Origin of the sequence: Pseudomonas sp. I3-I5 (genome assembly GCF_022699445.1) — a bacterium.
GTDB classification, from domain to species: Bacteria; Pseudomonadota; Gammaproteobacteria; order Pseudomonadales; family Pseudomonadaceae; genus Aquipseudomonas; species Aquipseudomonas fulva.
This window is the reverse complement of the sequence record NZ_CP093940.1, coordinates 1,813,674-1,830,459: the sequence shown is the minus strand read 5'-3', so window position 1 is coordinate 1,830,459 and position 16,786 is coordinate 1,813,674. Positions and strand designations below refer to the sequence as shown.

The following is a 16,786-nucleotide window of genomic DNA, read 5'->3' as shown; positions in this document are numbered from 1 at the left end:
TACGCCCGGTGGTGTCATGGCGCGACGCCCTCGACGATGATCACCTCGGCGCACGCCGCACCTTGGCGCAGGCCGCAGGCTTGCTGGTAAACGTCGGATCGATAGCAGGCCACGGCCTGGTCATAGGAGTCGAACTCGATCACCACGCTGCGTTGGGGCGTAGGCCGCCCTTCCAAGGCCTCACTGCGCCCTCCCCTGGCCAGAAAGCGCCCACCGTAGGCCTGGAAGGCTGCCGGGGCACGCTGAGTGTACTGCTGGTATTGAACCGGGTCGGTCACATCCACATGGGCAATCCAATAGGCCTTCATCCGCTTGTCTCCTGCGTGGGGGCTTTTGTGTATGATGGTATACCATAAACAATAACTCTCAGCACGAGCACTCGACATGCCTTTCAACAGCATCGATGAAATTCTCCAGGATTATCGGCAAGGCAAGATGGTCTTGTTGGTGGACGATGAAGATCGTGAGAACGAAGGCGACCTGCTGATCGCCGCCGAATACTGCGACGCACAGGCCATCAACTTCATGGCCAAGCAAGCCCGTGGCCTGATCTGCCTGACGCTGACGGATGAGCACTGCCAGCGCCTGGGCCTGGAACAGATGGTTCCGGCCAATGGCAGCATGTTCAGCACCGCCTTCACCGTCTCGATCGAGGCCGCGACCGGCGTCACCACGGGCATCTCCGCCGCCGATCGCGCACGCACCGTGGCAGCTGCCATGGCCGCCGATGCGCGCCCGGAAGACCTGGTGCAGCCTGGGCATATTTTCCCGTTGCGCGCCCGCGAAGGCGGTGTTCTCACCCGCGCAGGGCACACCGAGGCCGGCTGTGACCTGGCCCGCCTGGCAGGCTTGAGCCCGGCGTCGGTCATCGTCGAGGTGCTCAACGACGACGGCACCATGGCCCGTCGGCCCGAGCTTGAAGCCTTCGCGGCCCGCCACGGCATCAAGATCGGCACCATTGCCGACCTCATCCACTACCGGCTGAGCACCGAGCAGACCATCAAGCGCATCGGGGAGCGTGAGCTGCCCACGGTGCATGGCACCTTCCGCCTGGTCACCTATGAGGACCGTATCGACGGCGGCGTGCACATGGCCATGGTCATGGGCCAACTGCGCCGAGAGACGCCTACGCTGGTGAGGGTGCACGTGATCGATCCGCTGCGCGACCTGGTCGGCGCCGAGTGGGCGGGCCCGGCCAACTGGACGTTGTGGGCGGCACTGCAGAAAGTGGCTGAGGAAGGCGCAGGCGTGGTCGTGATCCTGGCCAACCATGAGTCCTCCCAGGCGCTGCTCGAACGTGTGCCGCAATTGACCCAACCCCAGCGCCCCTACCGGCGCGGGCAGTCGAAGGTGTATTCGGAGGTCGGCACTGGTGCGCAGATACTTCAAGACTTGGGCGTGGGCAAGCTTCGTCATTTGGGTCCGCCCTTGAAGTATGCAGGCTTGGCGGGCTACGAGCTGGAAGTGGTGCAGAGCGTACCGTTCGAGCCAATGGCTGGCTGATCGCGCAGCCTGCATGGCCATCGACCAAATGATGGCCGGTAGCCTGCTGCTACTTGCGAAAAGTTTGGAATACCATAATATGACATTCCGTAGACCTTGAATTTGTCTACCGCTGCTCCCCGAATACTGTTGGCGGGCGCACCACAAGCCCTGCCTCGAATAACAAAAAGCAACGAGGGCGTAATCATGCTGTTGAGCAAACGTGTAACCGCAGTGCTGTCGGCCAGCCTCCTGACATTGGCCTGCCAGGCCACTCAGGCGGCTGAGAGCCTGAATTTCGTAAGCTGGGGTGGAACGACCCAGGATGCTCAGAAACAAGCGTGGGCAGCCCCGTTCAGCAAGGCTACTGGCATCAAGGTGGTGCAAGACGGCCCGACCGACTACGGCAAGCTCAAGGCCATGGTCGAAAGCGGTAACGTGCAGTGGGACGTGGTCGACGTCGAGGCTGACTTTGCCCTGCGTGCTGCCAGCGAAGGCCTGCTCGAACCTCTGGACTTTTCCCAGATCCAGCGCGACAAGATTGACCCGCGCTTCGTTTCCGATCATGGCGTGGGTTCGTTCTTCTTCTCCTTCGTGCTCGGCTACAACGAAGGCAAGCTCGGTGCCAGCAAGCCAACCGACTGGACCGCGCTGTTCGACACCAAGACCTACCCCGGCAAGCGCGCCCTCTACAAATGGCCAAGCCCAGGTGTGCTGGAACTGGCGCTGCTGGCCGATGGCGTAGCACCGGACAAGCTCTACCCGCTGGACCTGGATCGCGCCTTCAAGAAGCTCGACACCATCAAGCAGGACATCGTCTGGTGGGGCGGCGGTGCGCAGTCGCAACAGCTGCTGGCCTCCGGTGAAGCCTCCCTCGGCCAGTTCTGGAATGGCCGCGTCTACGCCCTGCAACAAGACGGCGCGCCTGTAGGGGTGAGCTGGAAACAGAACCTGGTCATGGCCGATTTCCTGGTCGTACCCAAAGGCGCGAAGAACAAGGATGCGGCCATGAAGTTCCTGGCCAATGCCAGCAGCGCCGAAGGCCAGGCCGAGTTTGCAAACAAGACGGCCTACGCCCCGGTCAATACCGACAGCCTCGCCAAGCTGGACAAGGACCTGGCCCCGAACCTGCCGACTGCCTATGCGCAGGATCAGGTTACCCTGGACTTTGCCTACTGGGCCAAGAACGGCCAGGCCATTGCCGCCCGCTGGAATGAGTGGCTGGTCAAATGAAAGTCGCGATCAATGCCCTGCATAACGCCCAAGGTGCCCCTTCGGGCACCGGTGCTCCAGGGGCCGGGCCACGGCGCGCCTCCCTGAGCCAGCGCTGGAAGGGCAGCCGCAACCTGCTGCCAGCCCTGCTGTTCCTGGGCCTGTTTTTCTTCGCACCGTTGGTTGGCCTGTTACTGCGCGGCGTGCTCGAGCCCACGCCTGGCCTTGGCAACTATGAACAGCTGTTCGCCAACTCGGCCTATGCCCGGGTGTTGTTCAACACCTTTTCGGTGGCCGGGCTGGTAACGCTGATCAGCGTACTGCTGGGCTTTCCGCTGGCCTGGGCGATCACGCTGGTGCCCAAGGGCTGGGGCCGGTGGCTGCTGAACATCGTACTGCTGTCGATGTGGACCAGCTTGCTCGCACGCACTTACTCCTGGCTGGTGCTGCTTCAAAGCTCGGGGGTCATCAACAAAATGCTGATGGCCATGGGCATCATCGATAGCCCACTTGAGATGGTGCACAACCTCACAGGCGTGGTGATCGGCATGAGCTACATCATGATCCCGTTCATCGTGCTGCCGCTGCAGGCAACCATGCATGCCATCGACCCGATGGTGCTGCAGGCAGGCTCGGTGTGCGGTGCCAGCCCGTGGACCAATTTCTGGAAAGTGTTTCTGCCGCTGTGCCGGTCGGGGCTGTTCTCCGGGGCGTTGATGGTGTTCGTCATGTCGCTGGGGTACTACGTCACCCCGGCGCTACTGGGCGGGGCGCAGAACATGATGCTGCCTGAATTCATCATCCAGCAGGTGCAGTCGTTCCTCAATTGGGGCCTGGCCAGCGCGGCAGCCGCCTTGCTGGTGGTCATCACCCTGGTGCTGTTCTACCTGTACCTGAAGCTGCAGCCGGAATCCCCGGTTGGCACTGCGAGGTAAACCACATGCTCTTGTCTCCCAACGCCATGGGCCGGCCGCTTCGCACCGGCCTGTACTTGACCACCGGCGTGATTGCTGCCTTCCTGCTGCTGCCGGTGGTCTTCATCGTGCTGCTGTCGTTCGGCTCATCCCAATGGCTGGTGTTTCCGCCGCCGGGCTGGACGTTCAAATGGTACGGGCAGTTTTTCTCCAACCCTGAGTGGATGGACGCGGCCCTGGCCAGCCTCAAGGTCGCCGTGCTCACCACCGTTGCGGCAGTGCTGCTGGGCCTGCCCACGGCCTTTGCCCTGGTACGGGGTCGCTTCCCGGGGCGCGAACTGCTGTACGGTTTGTTCACCATGCCCATGATCGTGCCCCTGGTGATCATCGCCGTGGCGGTATACGCCTTGTTCCTCAAGCTGGGCTACACCGGGACTTTGTTCGCCTTCGTGGTGAGCCACGTGATCGTCGCCCTGCCCTTCACCATCATCTCCATCATCAATTCCCTGAAGCTGTTTGACCAGTCAATCGAAGACGCCGCCGTCATCTGCGGCGCCTCGCGCCTGCAGGCCATCTTCAAGGTGACTTTCCCGGCCATCCGGCCTGGGATGATCGCCGGCGGGTTGTTCGCGTTTCTGGTGTCCTGGGACGAAGTGGTGCTGAGCGTGATGATGGCCAGCCCCGACCTGCAGACACTGCCGGTAAAGATGTGGACCACCCTGCGCCAGGACCTCAGCCCGGTAATCGCCGTGGCATCGACCTTGCTGATCGGTCTGTCGCTGCTTGTGATGTTCCTTGCCGCCGCCCTGCGCCGGCGTGCCGAAACCAACGCCTGAGCGCGCGGAGATTAACCCATGAGTGCAGTGATCCAAGACAACGCGCGTGGCAAGGCCCTGGTCAGCCTGCGCGGCCTGAACAAGCATTACGGCGACTTCACCGCCGTGGACAACCTGGACCTGGACATTCAGGAAGGCGAATTTCTGACCTTCCTGGGTTCCAGCGGCTCCGGCAAGTCCACCACCCTTTCGATGCTGGCTGGCTTCGAGACGCCCAGCAGCGGCCAGATACTCGTGGAGGGCCAATCGCTGGTCAACGTGCCGCCGCACAAGCGCGACATCGGCATGGTGTTCCAGCGCTATTCGCTGTTTCCGCACCTGAACGTGCGCGACAACATCGGCTTCCCCCTGGCCATTCGCAAGCTGGGTGCGGCTGAAACACGCAAGCGTGTCGATGCCATGCTCAAGCTGGTGCAACTGGAGCCCTTCGCGCACCGCAAGCCCTCGCAGATGTCTGGCGGGCAACAGCAACGCGTGGCCATCGCCAGGGCGCTGGTCTACGAGCCGCGCATCCTGCTGATGGACGAGCCGCTGGGTGCCTTGGACAAGAAGCTGCGTGAAGACCTGCAGGACGAATTACGCCAACTGCACCGGCGTCTTGGCATTACCATCGTCTACGTCACCCATGACCAGGAAGAGGCCATGCGCCTGTCCCAGCGCATCGCGATCTTCAGCCATGGCAAAATCGTGGGCCTTGGCAGTGGCTACGACTTGTATCAGAACCCGCCCAACGCGTTTGTCGCCTCGTTCCTGGGCAACTCCAACTTCCTGCGGATCAAGGCCAATGGCAACGGCGCCGGTAGCTTCGAAGGCCAGAGCGTGGCCATCCGCCTGACCCCAGGCCTGAGCCAGGACCAGGATGCCCTGATCATGGTGCGACCCGAGAAGGCCCTGGCCCTGACTGCTCAGCAAACTGCCGAGCAACCTCTGCCTGCGGGCTGGAATGAAGTCAGCGCCACGGTCGGCGAGGTGTTGTTCCTGGGTGAAAGCCAAACCTGTCATGTGGTCACAGCAGGCGGTACATCGTTGACGGTCAAGGCGCTGTCGGCGGCAGGCATGCCGATGCAGCCAGGCGACACCGTCAAGGTACGCTGGGCCGTGGCCGATGCGTGTATCTATACCCAATGGGCAGAAAGTGACCTGAGCAAATCGGCCGGCGCTCACTGAGCCGAGGAGCTGACGCCACGTATCAGGCCGTGCGCTAATGCCTGCGCACGGCCGCCTTGTCATCACACCATCACGCCACTGTCTTACGCTCAGGCCATTCCCACCGTAAAGGTCCAATCGGCATGGCCCGCCTGTTCGCCCTCCTGTTGACCATGCTACCGGTGATGGCCTGGGCCGAGTCCGTGCCTCTGCGCATCCAGGGCTCCAACACGCTTGGCAGCGCCCTGCTACCGGCATTGGTGCTGGCGCAACTGCGTGCTGAGCTCGCCACCCAGGTGCAGGTTCACCGCGGTCAGTCTGACAATGAGTCAGTGATCACGGCGACCCGCGCCGACGGTGTAGCCGTTCGGGTCGACATCGCGGCACATGGTACGAACACGGGCTTTTCTGCCTTGGCTCGTAACGAGGCCGATCTGGTCGCCGCCTCACGTCCGATCAATGACAGCGAAGCGCGGCAATTGCAGGCATTTGGTGACCTGCGGGCCCCTGCCGCCGAACATGTGATCGGATTGGACGGTGTCGCCATCCTCGTCAATCCTGCCAACCCGTTGCATGAGTTGTCCCTGGATCAAATTGCGCAGGTTTTCAGCGGGCAGATACAGCGCTGGGAGCAACTGGGAGTGGCCGGTGGCGACATCCACCTGTACGCCAGGGACGAACGCTCCGGGACGTTCGAAACGTTCAAAGCACGGGTGCTGGCGCCTGGGCAGGTCAACCTGGCGCGGACAGCCACGCGTTTCGAAGCCGGCGATCGTCTGGCCGCCCAGGTAGCAGGTGATCGCCAGGCAATCGGATTCTCCGGCCTTTCGACCACACACGGGACGAAGGTGCTGGCAGTGGCCGAAGGCACCGCTGCGGCGCAGCTGCCCGAACGCGCCTTGGTGGCCAGCGAGAACTACCCCCTGTCACGTCGCCTGTTCCTGTATCTGCCCACTCCCTCAAGCCCTCAAGCCACCGCATTGATCGACTTCATCCAGAGCCCTGCTGGTCAGGCCATCGTGGCCGAACAAGGCTTTGTGTCACAACAGGTCTTGGCCCAGCGGGTGGTGCCTGTTCCGGACATGCCCGCCCGGTATCGCGACCTCGTAGAGCACGCCCAGCGGCTGAGCGTGAATTTGCGCTTTCAACCGGGCAGTGCCGCCCTGGACAGCAAGGCCATCCAGGATGTGCAGCGGATCATCGATTACCTGAACCAGGCCAGCAAGCAGCAGCGCAAGGCTGTGCTGGTCGGCTTCGGCGACCCCAAGGACACACCGGGACGCGCGGCCCTGCTCTCGCGCCTGCGCGGCGAGGCGGTACGCCAGGCGCTGGCGCGCGGGGGTATCGAGGTGCTGGAGGTGGCGGGGTTAGGTGACCTGATGCCGGTGGCCGGTAACGAGCTGGAGCAAGGCCGATTGCGCAACCGTCGCGTCGAGGTCTGGGTCTATTGAGGCTTGCAGTACTGCACCAAGACCTGAGCCGTCAGCGCATCGAAAGCCCTTCGCAAAAAAATGTAACAGCTGCCCATTCGGCGTGCCCCACAAATGGATCTACGCTCAAGCTTAAGTGATACCGGGCCCCTCTGACGGTTGCCAGCCGCCATGTCGGATCACTGTTGCCACGCAACGTCGACCGACCAGGAGGGGCTCATGACAGCTCTGCACACCTTTCTCACCACACCTTTTCTTGGCACCAGCGCTTGGCTATGGCTGATCTTCGTCGCCATCGTCGTCGGCTTGCTGGTGCTCGACCTGGGCGTGCTGCATCGCCATGACCGTGAAATCGAAATGCGCGAAAGCCTGCTGCTGTATTCGGGCTATTTTGGCGTTGGCGTGCTGTTCGGCGTTGGGGTTTGGTACTACCTGGGCGCGCAGCCGGCGCTGGAGTTCTACACGGGGTTTCTCGTCGAGCAGTCGTTGTCGATGGACAATGTCTTCGTCATGGCGATGATCTTCAGCTACTTCGCCGTTCCCAGGCGGTACCAACACCGCGTGTTGTTCTGGGGCATTCTCGGTGTGGTGGTGTTGCGCGCCATCATGATCGGGGTAGGTGCGGCCCTGGTGCAGAACTTTGCCTGGGTACTTTATATCTTCGGCGCTTTCCTGCTTTTTACCGGCGTGAAGATGGCGCTGTCCAAGGAAGGCAGCCAACCGGACCTGGCCAACAATCCGATTCTGAAGTTTGTACGGCGGCACATGCGCGTGACCGATCAGATCCACGGCTCGAAGTTTTTCGTGCACATCACGCCCAGCGAGGGCAGCCATGCTGTGCGCCACGCTACGCCGCTGTTCCTTGCGCTGGTTTTGATTGAACTGGCCGACCTCGTCTTTGCCGTGGACAGTGTTCCGGCAATATTCGCCATTACTCAGGACCCTTTCATCGTCTACACATCCAATATCTTTGCCATCTTGGGCCTGCGTTCGCTTTACTTTGCCTTGTCGGCACTGATGCACCGTTTCGTGTACCTGAAATATGCGTTGGCGCTCGTGCTGATCTTCATCGGTTGCAAGATCTTCTACCACGGCTTGATTGGCAAGGTGCCCGCCCTCTTGTCGTTGGGTGTCACGTTCGGACTGCTGCTGGGCGGTGTGCTGGTGTCGCTGATAAAAACCCGTGGTCAGGGCAAGGCTGCGATTACTGAGTCGGATCAAGCGACTGGAACCACTGGGCATAAGGAGTATTGACCGCCATGCGCCGGTTGAAGTCCGGGCTCCCGTCGGCCCACCAGACAGGGCCCCGCTCACCCAGCGCCACCTTTGCCGTCTGAACCTGGGCACGGGCGCGGGTTAACTGATCGGGATCGTTGTTGGCTTTTGCGTCCTTTACAGCTCTGCGGGCGTCCATCAGGGCATGCACCCAGTGCTGACGCTCAGCCTCGGACAGGGAGGGGTCGGTACAGCGCCACAACCGCCCCCGGACAACGAAATAGCGGCCGTCCGGGGTCGTGGGGTAACGCTGGGCAGGCATTACTTGGCCAGCCAGTTTTCCACTTCATCTGCGCCGTGTTCTGCCTTCCATGCCTTGAGCTTGGTGTGATTGCCACCTTTGGTCTCGATGACTTCACCGGTGTGAGGGTTCTTGTACTGCTTGACTTGCCGAGCACGACGCGGCGCTTTCTGGGACGCAGCAGGCGCAGCGGGACGTTGACCGTTTTTCGGATCGAGCAGGTTGACGATGTCGCGCAAACTGTATTCGTACTTGGCCAGCAGATTTCGCAGTTTGGTTTCAAACTCGATTTCTTTCTGCAGCTCAGGGCTACCTTTCATGGCTTCCAGCTCTGCAAGTTGGGCAGCCAATTTCTGTTCCAGTTGTCGAAACTCTGCAAGACGAGACATGGGGACGTTTCCTTTTCAGTACGACGGGCAATAAAACTTCAGTAACTTGTTAGTGCAGTCGAACATACGCTTGGTTCAACCCGCTTGACTAACTAGACCGCATTACCGTCTGTCCGTCAAAGAAAATGTTAGTGCCCTGCAAGCGGTCTGTTGCGCACACCCAGCGGAGACTGAATCATGCCCAACCCGTTCCCCAGCCTTCTTGGCTTGTGTATCGCCAGCGCCCTGCTCGCCGGTTGCTCAGGTGCCAAAACCGCATCACCCGTACACACACCCGGCGCCCCAATAAAACCCGGGACGCAATGGCTTGAAAAAGGCGCGGCGCTGTTACAGTCCAAACCACCCATTGAGGCACTCAATGCCTACCTGGACGGCTTTCACTTCTATAACGGCCATCCGGATATTCAAATGGAAGCGCATCATTACTGTGCGATCCTCAACGAAGACGTCATTCAGTGCGTGATCTACGATGGCAGCACGGCCACGGCCAAGATCATGGGCGTGGAGTACATCATCGATCAGAAGTTGTTCGCCCGTTTACCCGACAAGGAAAAAGCCCTGTGGCACAGCCACGGTTATGAAGTGTCCTCTGGCCAGTTGGTGGCGCCCGGTATACCTGCGCCTGCCGAGCATGCCTTGATGAAACGCCTGGCCACCACCTACGGCAAGACGTGGCATACCTGGCATACCGACCAGGACAAGTCCCTGCCGATGGGCGTGCCCCAACTGATGATGGGCTTTACGGCAGACGGTCAGGCAGACCCTGCAATGGTCGAGCAGCGCAATCGTCGCCTGGGCATCGATACCACCCAGACGCGCAAGCAGCGCGCTGACATCGACATTCCGACGCCTGACACCGGCGCCGACAGCTGGCAGAAAGGCGTCGTCATTCAGTTGGATGACCCTACGGGCGCGCATCTGCACAAACCTGCCACCACTACGCCTGCCGGTACCAACAGCCGTTCGGCCCGTTGAGCCTGGCGGGGTGACCACAGCAATCAGCGTTGGGCCGCTGAACCCGACGCAGGCAGGTGCTTGCCGATCTCGTACTTGCCGATCGCAGCCCGGTGTACTTCATCGGGCCCGTCGGCCAGGCGCAGCGTGCGCTGCATGGCGTACATGTAGGCCAACGGAAAGTCAGCGCTGACCCCCGCGCCACCGTGCAACTGGATCGCCCGATCGATCACGCGCAGCGCCACGTTCGGTGCTACCACCTTGATCTGGGCGATTTCGCTGCGGGCCACCTTGTTGCCCACCGTGTCCATCATGTAGGCCGCTTTGAGCGTGAGCAGTCGTGCCATGTCGATGTCCATGCGCGAATCGGCAATCTTGTCGACATTGCCGCCCAGGCGCGCCAGTGGCTGACCGAACGCAGTCCGGCCAACCGCGCGCTTGCACATCAATTCAAGGGCCCGTTCGGCCATGCCAATGGATCGCATGCAATGGTGAATGCGCCCAGGCCCCAGTCGGCCCTGGGCGATCTCGAACCCCCTGCCTTCTCCAAGCAGCACGTTCTCCAATGGCACCCGCACATTTTCGAACACCACCTCGGCATGGCCATGGGGGGCGTCGTCGTAGCCAAACACCGGCAAAGGCCTGAGCACCCTCACACCGGGGGTATCCATCGGCACCAGAACCATCGAATGTTGTTGATGCCGCGGGCCGTTCGGGTTGGACAGGCCCATGAAGATCAGCACCTTGCACCGTGGGTCACAGGCGCCGGAGGTCCACCACTTGCGGCCATTGATGACCCATTGGTCCCCTTCGCGCACTGCTGTGGCCGCCATATTGGTGGCATCTGAGGACGCCACATCGGGCTCGGTCATGGCGAATGCCGAGCGGATCTCGCCCCGCAGCAAAGGCTCCAGCCACTGCTGCTTCTGCGCGGCCGTGCCGTAGCGCACCAGCACTTCCATGTTTCCCGTGTCCGGTGCCGAGCAGTTGAACGGCTCCGGGCCCAGCAATGAACGGCCCATGATCTCTGCCAGTGGGGCGTACTCCAGGTTGGTCAGCCCTGCACCGTATTCGGATTCAGGCAGAAAAAGGTTCCACAAGCCCTCCTCGCGCGCTTTGGTCTTCAACGACTCCATGATGGCGGTAGGCTGCCAACGATCGCCTTCGGCCACCTGGCGGTCGAATACGGACTCGGCAGGATAGACGTAGGTATCCATGAATGCAGTCACGCGCTCGCGCAGCGCTTGCACCTTGGGCGAATAGGCGAAATCCATTGGCGGGTTCCTTCGGGTCGAATGACATGAAGCAAGCCTAGGGCAGGCATGGGTCATCCACCTAGTCTATTTTCGGCGTGTATTAACATTCATAACCGATATATGATCAGCCGATAATTCCAAGAACGAGCGGCGCTCATGAACCTCAGCAAGGTCGATCTCAACCTGTTCATCGTCTTCGATGCGATCTACACCGAAGCTAACCTCACCCGTGCCGGGCAGATCGTCGGCATCACCCAGCCTGCCGTGTCCAATGCATTGTCCAGGCTGCGGGAGACCTTCAACGATCCGCTGTTCGTGCGCACCGCCCAGGGCATGGTGCCGACACCCATGGCGCAAAACATCATCGGCTCGGTCCGCAGCGCCCTGGCGTTGCTGCGCACCTCAGTGCAGGAAAGCCGAACGTTCAATCCCCTGCAAGCGAGCAAGACCTTTCGCATCAGCATGACCGACCTGACCGAGGCCGTGATCCTGCCGCCGCTGTTCCAGCGTCTGCGTCGCCTGGCACCTGGGGTGCTGATCGAGAGTTTCCTGTGCAAGCGTCGAGAAACGACCAAGGAGCTCGCCGCGGGACGACTGGACTTCGCCATCGATGCCCCTCTCAACACCGACCCTCAAGTGCGGCACATCAAGTTGATGCAGGACCGCTACGTCTGCGCCCTGCGCCAAGGCCACCCGCAGGCCGACAAGGCATTGAGCCTGGACGCGTACCTTGGCATGACCCACATCCACATTTCCAGCCGCCGCAACGGGCTGGGTTACGTGGACCTTGCGCTGGGCAAGATGGGCGTACAGCGCAAGGTTGCCCTGCGCTCACAGCATTACCTGATGGCCTCGCAAGTCTTGCAGCAAACCGACATGGTGATGACCGTGCCAGAGCGCTTCGCCCGCCGTCATCAGCTGTGCTACAAGCCCCTGCCTGTGGAGGTGCCTGCGCTGGAGACGCACCTGTACTGGCATGAAAGCACTGATCAGGACCCCGCGAACCGCTGGATGCGCGAGCAGATCACAGAGTTGTGCGAGCGAGTAGTCAGCGAAGAGGAACGGTCTCTGCGCGGTGCGTGAAGAAAAACCGTCTGAAGGGTCGTGGCAAGCACGGGAACATTTTTTCCGTTATGCCTGAGCGGGAGAAAGCTTTTGCAAAATGGTCTTAAAAAGCCCTGATTTAGAGCAAAAGTCTCTTCACAGCGCAGTTAATCTTGTTCAGGCACCCTCGTACTCTTGCCAATGGACCTGCTCATGACTGACGCCCCGCTCTACTTCGATTACGCTGCCACCACCCCGGTCGACGATCGAGTGATCGAGACCATGCTTGCGTGCCTGGGTCGGCATGCCCATTTCGGCAACCCGGCCTCGAGCGGGCATGTCTACGGCAAGGCAGCGCGTGATGCAGTCGAACTGGCCCGTGAGCAGGTGGCCGAACGCGTGGGGGCGTCGCCGGCGTCGCTGGTATGGACATCCGGGGCGACCGAGTCCAACAACCTGGCGCTCAAAGGGATCGCACAGGGACTAGGCCAGCCTGGGCATCTGCTTACCAGTCAGCTAGAGCACAAGGCCGTTCTGGACACGGCGGCCGAACTGGAACGCCAGGGCTGGACAGTGACGCGACTGCAACCGGACCGATCAGGCCTGATCCATCCCGCCATGGTTCAGGACGCGCTGCGCGCCGACACGCGCCTGGTGTCGCTGATGGCGGTGAACAATGAACTGGGAACAGTGACCGACATCGCTGCCATCGGCGAGCGGGTGCGGGCGCACGGCGCCCTGTTGCACGTGGATGCCGCCCAGGCGGTTGGCAAGCTCGGCATCGACCTGGCCGGCCTGCCCGTTGACCTGATGTCCTTTTCAGCCCACAAAGTGTATGGCCCCAAGGGCATCGGTGCGCTGTTCGTCGGTCCACGGGCCCGCGCCGGCATGCGTGCGCAGCTGCATGGCGGGGGTCACGAGCAAGGCTTGCGCTCCGGTACCCTGGCGACGCATCAGATCGCGGGCATGGGCAGCGCGTTTGCCCTGGCAGGTCAACCGGGCGACGGCGAGTACCAGCGCCTGGCACAGTTGGCCAAGCGCCTGCGCGAGGGCCTACTGGCACTGCCCGGCATCACGCTCAACGGCTGCGCAACCCAGCGCGTGCCGCACACCTTGAACCTGTGTATAGAGCAGGCGGGGTTCAACAACGCGGCGCTTGCCACGCAACTGGCGCTGTCGACCACCTCGGCCTGCAATTCGGCGAACAATGCGGCATCCCACGTCTTGCTGGCCCTGGGACTGGACGAGCGCCGTGCCCGTAACAGCATTCGCCTGAGCATCGGCAGGTTCACCACAGAGGCAGAGGTAGACAAGGCCATTGCCGTAATGGCCTCGGCATTGAAGACGGCCAGCGCTGCACTGTGGTGAATCACGCCAGCCGGGCATGCCTTTACAGGAAGGTGAATACCTGGGAGGCCGGGAGCCGCGATTTGCTCAACCCGGCATTGAAGTCGGTTTCACTGCGATAGCCCAGGCTCAGCAGCACTACGCTGGTGAAGCCTTGTTCGCGCAACCCCAGCTCGGCATCCAGGCGCTGGCTATCGAAACCTTCGATGGGGGTAGCGTCCAGGCCCAAGGCAGCGGCGCCCAGCAAGGCGGTACCCAGGGCAAGATAGGTTTGCTTTTCCATCCAATGCTGCAGGTCCTTGCGCTCGTAACGATGCAGGTCGGCGTAGTGGCGTCGGCTCTTGTCCTGAGCTGCCCTGGCCTGCTCATCCCGAAAACGCCCGTCGAGTGCTTCCTGGGCGAGCACGGCCTCCAGGTGCGCCTGGGTCATGTCGGTACGCGTGCAGAAAACGATGACATGAGAGGCATCGCGCAATTTGGGCGAGTTGTAGGCGTAGTCGGTGTCGGTACTCGTGGTCAGGCGGGCTTTGGCAGCCTCGCTCTGGGCGACGACGAAATGCCAGGGCTGGGAATTGACCGACGAGGGGCTGTGGCGCAATTGCTCGAGTAAAGCATCGACCGTGGCTTGGGGAATTTGACGCGATGCATCGTAGGCTTTGGTGGTGTAGCGGCGCTTGGCCAGCGAGACGGTATCCATGGGCAATTCCGGTCGTCGAGAGGAAAGAAGTGCCCATAGTATCTTTCCTGCCACAAATAAAAACCGGCACAATCGAGCAACACTTTCACCCACGGAGTGACAATGCTGCGCCTTGCCGACCTCGAACTGTTCGTACGCAGTAGCGCACTGGGCAGCTTCACCGCAGCTGCCCTAGAAGCGAACCTGTTACCCGGCCAGGTGGCGGCCGCCATCAAGCGGCTGGAGCGTGACCTGGACGTGCGCCTGTTCGTTCGCACCACCCGCAGCCTGCGCCTGACTGCCGAGGGCGAGCGCTATCTGCCGACCGCCGTGAACGTGCTGGAAAGCCTACGCCGCGGGCATGACGATTTGCATGGCAATGCCACCGCCCTGCGCGGCACCTTGCAGGTTTCAGCGCCCTCGGACCTGGGCCGCAACATGCTGTTGCCATGGCTCAGCGCGTTTCGCCGGGAACACCCGGCCCTGCACCTGCGCTTCATGCTGTCCGACCAGATTGCCGACCTGAGCCGTGATCCGGTGGACGTCGCCGTGCGTTACGGCCTGAATCAGGACGCCAACTACATTGCCCTCCCCCTGGCCGACTGGAACCAGCGCGTGCTGGTCGCCTCGCCCGATTACCTGGCCCGCCACGGCCGACCCCAGACACCCGAAGCACTGCACACTCATGCCTGCTTGTTGTACATGCAGCACGGACGGGTGTACGACAAGTGGCAACTCGGCCAACGCACGGTGCACGTGCAAGGGCCACTGGTCAGTGATGATGCCGATGTGATTCGCCGCCTGGCGGTACTTGGCGAGGGAATCGTCTACAAGTCGTGGCTGGATGTCAGCGACGACCTGGCCTGTGGCAGACTGGAAATCGTCCTGCCTCAATGGCCGGGCGAGCCGACGCCGGTCACGCTGGTATGTCCGCACCGCAAGCAGCTCACGCCCGCCGTCACGCAACTGCACCAGTGGCTGCGCCAGCGGTTCGACGCACTGCAGCCGGCAGCCAGGCTCGGCAGTTGCACAAATCTTCCAGACACCTGAAACCGGGGGCATTAGGCTTGTGATACAGCCCCCGCATCAGCCTGCACACAGCGAGCACTCATGAGTAACTGGATCGACCTCAAGCAGGACGCCGAGACCGGCATCGAGTCGATCCGCGCGCATTTCGTCGGTCATGCCTACGACCCCCATTGGCACGACAGCTACCTGGTCGGTGTGACCGAGCAAGGGGTCCAGCAATTCAATTGCCGTCGGGTCAGGCACCGCAGCGTGCCGGGTCAGGTCTTCATGCTTGAGCCTGGGGACCTGCACGATGGGCTTGCGCCTACTGAAGACGGTTTTACCTACTCTACGCTCTACCTGGAGCCGGACTGGCTGGAGCAGCAGTTGCGCCTGCTGTTCGAACACGCGCCCCGTGATGCCTTGCCCAGTTTCGCCGACACGCTGACCCAGGACCTGCAGCTCGCCCAAACCACCGCTTTTGCCTTCAATGCACTGCATGCAAACGAGCTGCTCATCGTCAGGCAGTCGGCCACCGACGCCCTGCTCGCCTGCCTCACACGCCACCTGCACTGGCGCAAGCGGGTCGACCCGGACCCGCGCCTGCCGCTCACGGCGCAACGGGCCCGCGATTATCTGCATGACAACCTCGCACGGGATGTGGGCCTCCAGGAGCTGGCAACAGCCTGTGGTATCGACCGCTATCGCTTGACGAGAGCCTTCAAGGCGGCATTCGGGCTTGCCCCCCATGCGTACCTGATCCAGCTGCGTCTGGCCAGGGCCCGGCGTTTGCTCGCCAGCGGGGCCAGCCCTGCAGACGTAGCCGTCACCTTGGGCTTTGCCGATCAAAGCCACCTGGGCCGCTGGTTTCGGCGGGCCTATCGACTCACGCCGGCACACTACCGCAAACGCTGCTCAATCCTTCCAGACTGACGCGATGCAAACGGCGAGCATGGTGGCTGATCTCAAGGAGCCCCTGCACATGACGCATTCTTTCCTGCCATTTATGGCATTTGCCCTGGTTGCCAGCATCAGCCCGGGCCCGACCAATCTGCTCATCCTTGCCCAAGGTGCGCGTCACGGCCTGCGCAGCACACTGGTACCCATCCTGGCGGCCTGCCTGGCCGCTGCGGCCACCGTATTGCTGGTTGGCATGGGGCTGGGCCAATGGTTGACGCGTCACCCCCAAGCCCAGCATCTGATGATGTGGGGCGGGGTGTTGTGGTTGAGCTGGCTGGCCTGGCAACTGCTGCGCAGCGCCGGCGACACCGGCGCGGCAGCCCAGGTGCGGGCGTTTACGGCAGTGGACGCGGCAACGTTGCAGGTAATCAACCCCAAAGTGTGGCTGATGGCCGTGGCCGTGATCGGCGTGTTTGCCGCGCCCGGCCTGGCGGTGTGGCAACTGGCGCTGGTGTTTCTGGTGATCGCCCTGCCGTGCATGACGCTGTGGGCGGTGCTGGGCGCAGGCAGTGCGGGCTGGCTGCAAACGCCACGCCGCATGCGCTTATTCAACCGAGCCCTGGGCGGGCTGCTCTTGCTCTCAGCGTGGGCTGCGGTACTGAGCTGAGCAGCCTTG

General features: G+C 62.0%; 18 protein-coding genes. 13 read left to right on the top strand and 5 right to left on the bottom strand.

Features of this window, described 5'->3' with window-relative positions; translation table 11 throughout:
- Window positions 1-14: 14 nt before the first annotated feature.
- On the bottom strand, window positions 15-308 hold the full coding sequence (locus MOP87_RS08245) for a DUF1330 domain-containing protein (RefSeq protein ID WP_242810384.1): 294 nt from the start codon (window positions 306-308) through the stop codon (window positions 15-17).
- Between the two features lie 76 nt (window positions 309-384).
- Between MOP87_RS08245 and ribBA the strand changes: the two genes are divergently transcribed.
- The 7 genes from ribBA (at window position 385) to MOP87_RS08210 (ending at window position 8,274) form a co-directional block, all read left to right on the top strand.
- A complete protein-coding gene (gene ribBA / locus MOP87_RS08240) occupies window positions 385-1,503 on the top strand; it encodes a bifunctional 3,4-dihydroxy-2-butanone-4-phosphate synthase/GTP cyclohydrolase II (protein ID WP_242810383.1) in 1,119 nt (372 codons plus the stop codon).
- A 186-nt stretch (window positions 1,504-1,689) separates the two neighbouring features.
- Complete coding sequence (locus MOP87_RS08235; RefSeq protein WP_027914686.1) at window positions 1,690-2,715, top strand: ABC transporter substrate-binding protein; 1,026 nt, start codon at window positions 1,690-1,692, stop codon at window positions 2,713-2,715.
- Entirely contained in the window at window positions 2,712-3,629 is a 918-nt protein-coding gene (locus MOP87_RS08230) for an ABC transporter permease (RefSeq protein WP_027914685.1), read from the top strand. The genes MOP87_RS08235 and MOP87_RS08230 overlap by 4 nt, the downstream gene beginning before the upstream one ends.
- Before the next feature lie 5 nt (window positions 3,630-3,634).
- The gene (locus tag MOP87_RS08225) at window positions 3,635-4,444 is read left to right on the top strand and encodes an ABC transporter permease (protein ID WP_023536057.1); all 810 of its coding nucleotides are present in this window, start codon (window positions 3,635-3,637) and stop codon (window positions 4,442-4,444) included.
- 18 nt (window positions 4,445-4,462) lie between these two features.
- Entirely contained in the window at window positions 4,463-5,611 is a 1,149-nt protein-coding gene (locus MOP87_RS08220; protein ID WP_242810382.1) for an ABC transporter ATP-binding protein, read from the top strand.
- A 122-nt stretch (window positions 5,612-5,733) separates the two neighbouring features.
- Window positions 5,734-7,041, top strand: coding sequence for a phosphate ABC transporter substrate-binding/OmpA family protein (locus MOP87_RS08215; RefSeq protein ID WP_059183118.1), 1,308 nt, complete (start codon window positions 5,734-5,736; stop codon window positions 7,039-7,041).
- 198 nt (window positions 7,042-7,239) lie between these two features.
- Window positions 7,240-8,274 carry a TerC family protein gene (locus MOP87_RS08210; protein WP_059183119.1) on the top strand — a complete coding sequence of 345 codons (1,035 nt, stop codon included), beginning with the start codon at window positions 7,240-7,242 and terminating at the stop codon, window positions 8,272-8,274.
- On the opposite strand, the gene MOP87_RS08205 is transcribed toward MOP87_RS08210, so the two are convergent.
- Together MOP87_RS08205 and MOP87_RS08200 are read right to left on the bottom strand one after the other, a co-directional pair.
- Window positions 8,225-8,557, bottom strand: a complete 333-nt coding sequence (locus tag MOP87_RS08205) for a hypothetical protein (RefSeq protein WP_082693164.1) — start codon at window positions 8,555-8,557, stop codon at window positions 8,225-8,227. The genes MOP87_RS08210 and MOP87_RS08205 overlap by 50 nt on opposite strands.
- Window positions 8,557-8,925 (bottom strand): histone-like nucleoid-structuring protein, MvaT/MvaU family, encoded by a 369-nt coding sequence (locus MOP87_RS08200; protein WP_023536121.1) that lies wholly within the window; start codon window positions 8,923-8,925, stop codon window positions 8,557-8,559. The genes MOP87_RS08205 and MOP87_RS08200 overlap by 1 nt, the downstream gene beginning before the upstream one ends.
- Before the next feature lie 177 nt (window positions 8,926-9,102).
- Between MOP87_RS08200 and MOP87_RS08195 the strand changes: the two genes are divergently transcribed.
- Complete coding sequence (locus tag MOP87_RS08195; RefSeq protein WP_128610587.1) at window positions 9,103-9,900, top strand: OBAP family protein; 798 nt, start codon at window positions 9,103-9,105, stop codon at window positions 9,898-9,900.
- 23 nt (window positions 9,901-9,923) lie between these two features.
- On the opposite strand, the gene MOP87_RS08190 is transcribed toward MOP87_RS08195, so the two are convergent.
- Complete coding sequence (locus tag MOP87_RS08190; protein ID WP_027914679.1) at window positions 9,924-11,153, bottom strand: acyl-CoA dehydrogenase; 1,230 nt, start codon at window positions 11,151-11,153, stop codon at window positions 9,924-9,926.
- Between the two features lie 138 nt (window positions 11,154-11,291).
- Here MOP87_RS08190 and MOP87_RS08185 point away from each other — a divergent pair, with 138 nt between their 5' ends.
- Both MOP87_RS08185 and MOP87_RS08180 read left to right on the top strand, forming a co-directional pair.
- Window positions 11,292-12,218 (top strand): LysR family transcriptional regulator, encoded by a 927-nt coding sequence (locus MOP87_RS08185; RefSeq protein WP_110606805.1) that lies wholly within the window; start codon window positions 11,292-11,294, stop codon window positions 12,216-12,218.
- A 174-nt stretch (window positions 12,219-12,392) separates the two neighbouring features.
- Entirely contained in the window at window positions 12,393-13,547 is a 1,155-nt protein-coding gene (locus tag MOP87_RS08180) for an aminotransferase class V-fold PLP-dependent enzyme (protein ID WP_242810381.1), read from the top strand.
- 22 nt (window positions 13,548-13,569) lie between these two features.
- On the opposite strand, the gene nfsB is transcribed toward MOP87_RS08180, so the two are convergent.
- The gene (gene nfsB / locus MOP87_RS08175; RefSeq protein ID WP_128610589.1) at window positions 13,570-14,223 is read right to left on the bottom strand and encodes an oxygen-insensitive NAD(P)H nitroreductase; all 654 of its coding nucleotides are present in this window, start codon (window positions 14,221-14,223) and stop codon (window positions 13,570-13,572) included.
- 102 nt (window positions 14,224-14,325) lie between these two features.
- On the opposite strand from nfsB, the gene MOP87_RS08170 reads away from it, so the two are divergent.
- Genes MOP87_RS08170 through MOP87_RS08160 form a run of 3 tightly spaced genes read left to right on the top strand, consistent with a single transcriptional unit; the run spans window position 14,326 to window position 16,777 of the window.
- On the top strand, window positions 14,326-15,252 hold the full coding sequence (locus MOP87_RS08170; protein ID WP_125921957.1) for a LysR family transcriptional regulator: 927 nt from the start codon (window positions 14,326-14,328) through the stop codon (window positions 15,250-15,252).
- A gap of 60 nt (window positions 15,253-15,312) precedes the next feature.
- Window positions 15,313-16,143: an AraC family transcriptional regulator gene (locus MOP87_RS08165; protein WP_028686969.1), complete on the top strand. Its 831-nt coding sequence runs from the start codon at window positions 15,313-15,315 to the stop codon at window positions 16,141-16,143.
- A gap of 49 nt (window positions 16,144-16,192) precedes the next feature.
- Window positions 16,193-16,777: a LysE family translocator gene (locus MOP87_RS08160; protein ID WP_110606808.1), complete on the top strand. Its 585-nt coding sequence runs from the start codon at window positions 16,193-16,195 to the stop codon at window positions 16,775-16,777.
- The last annotated feature ends 9 nt before the right edge of the window (window positions 16,778-16,786 follow it).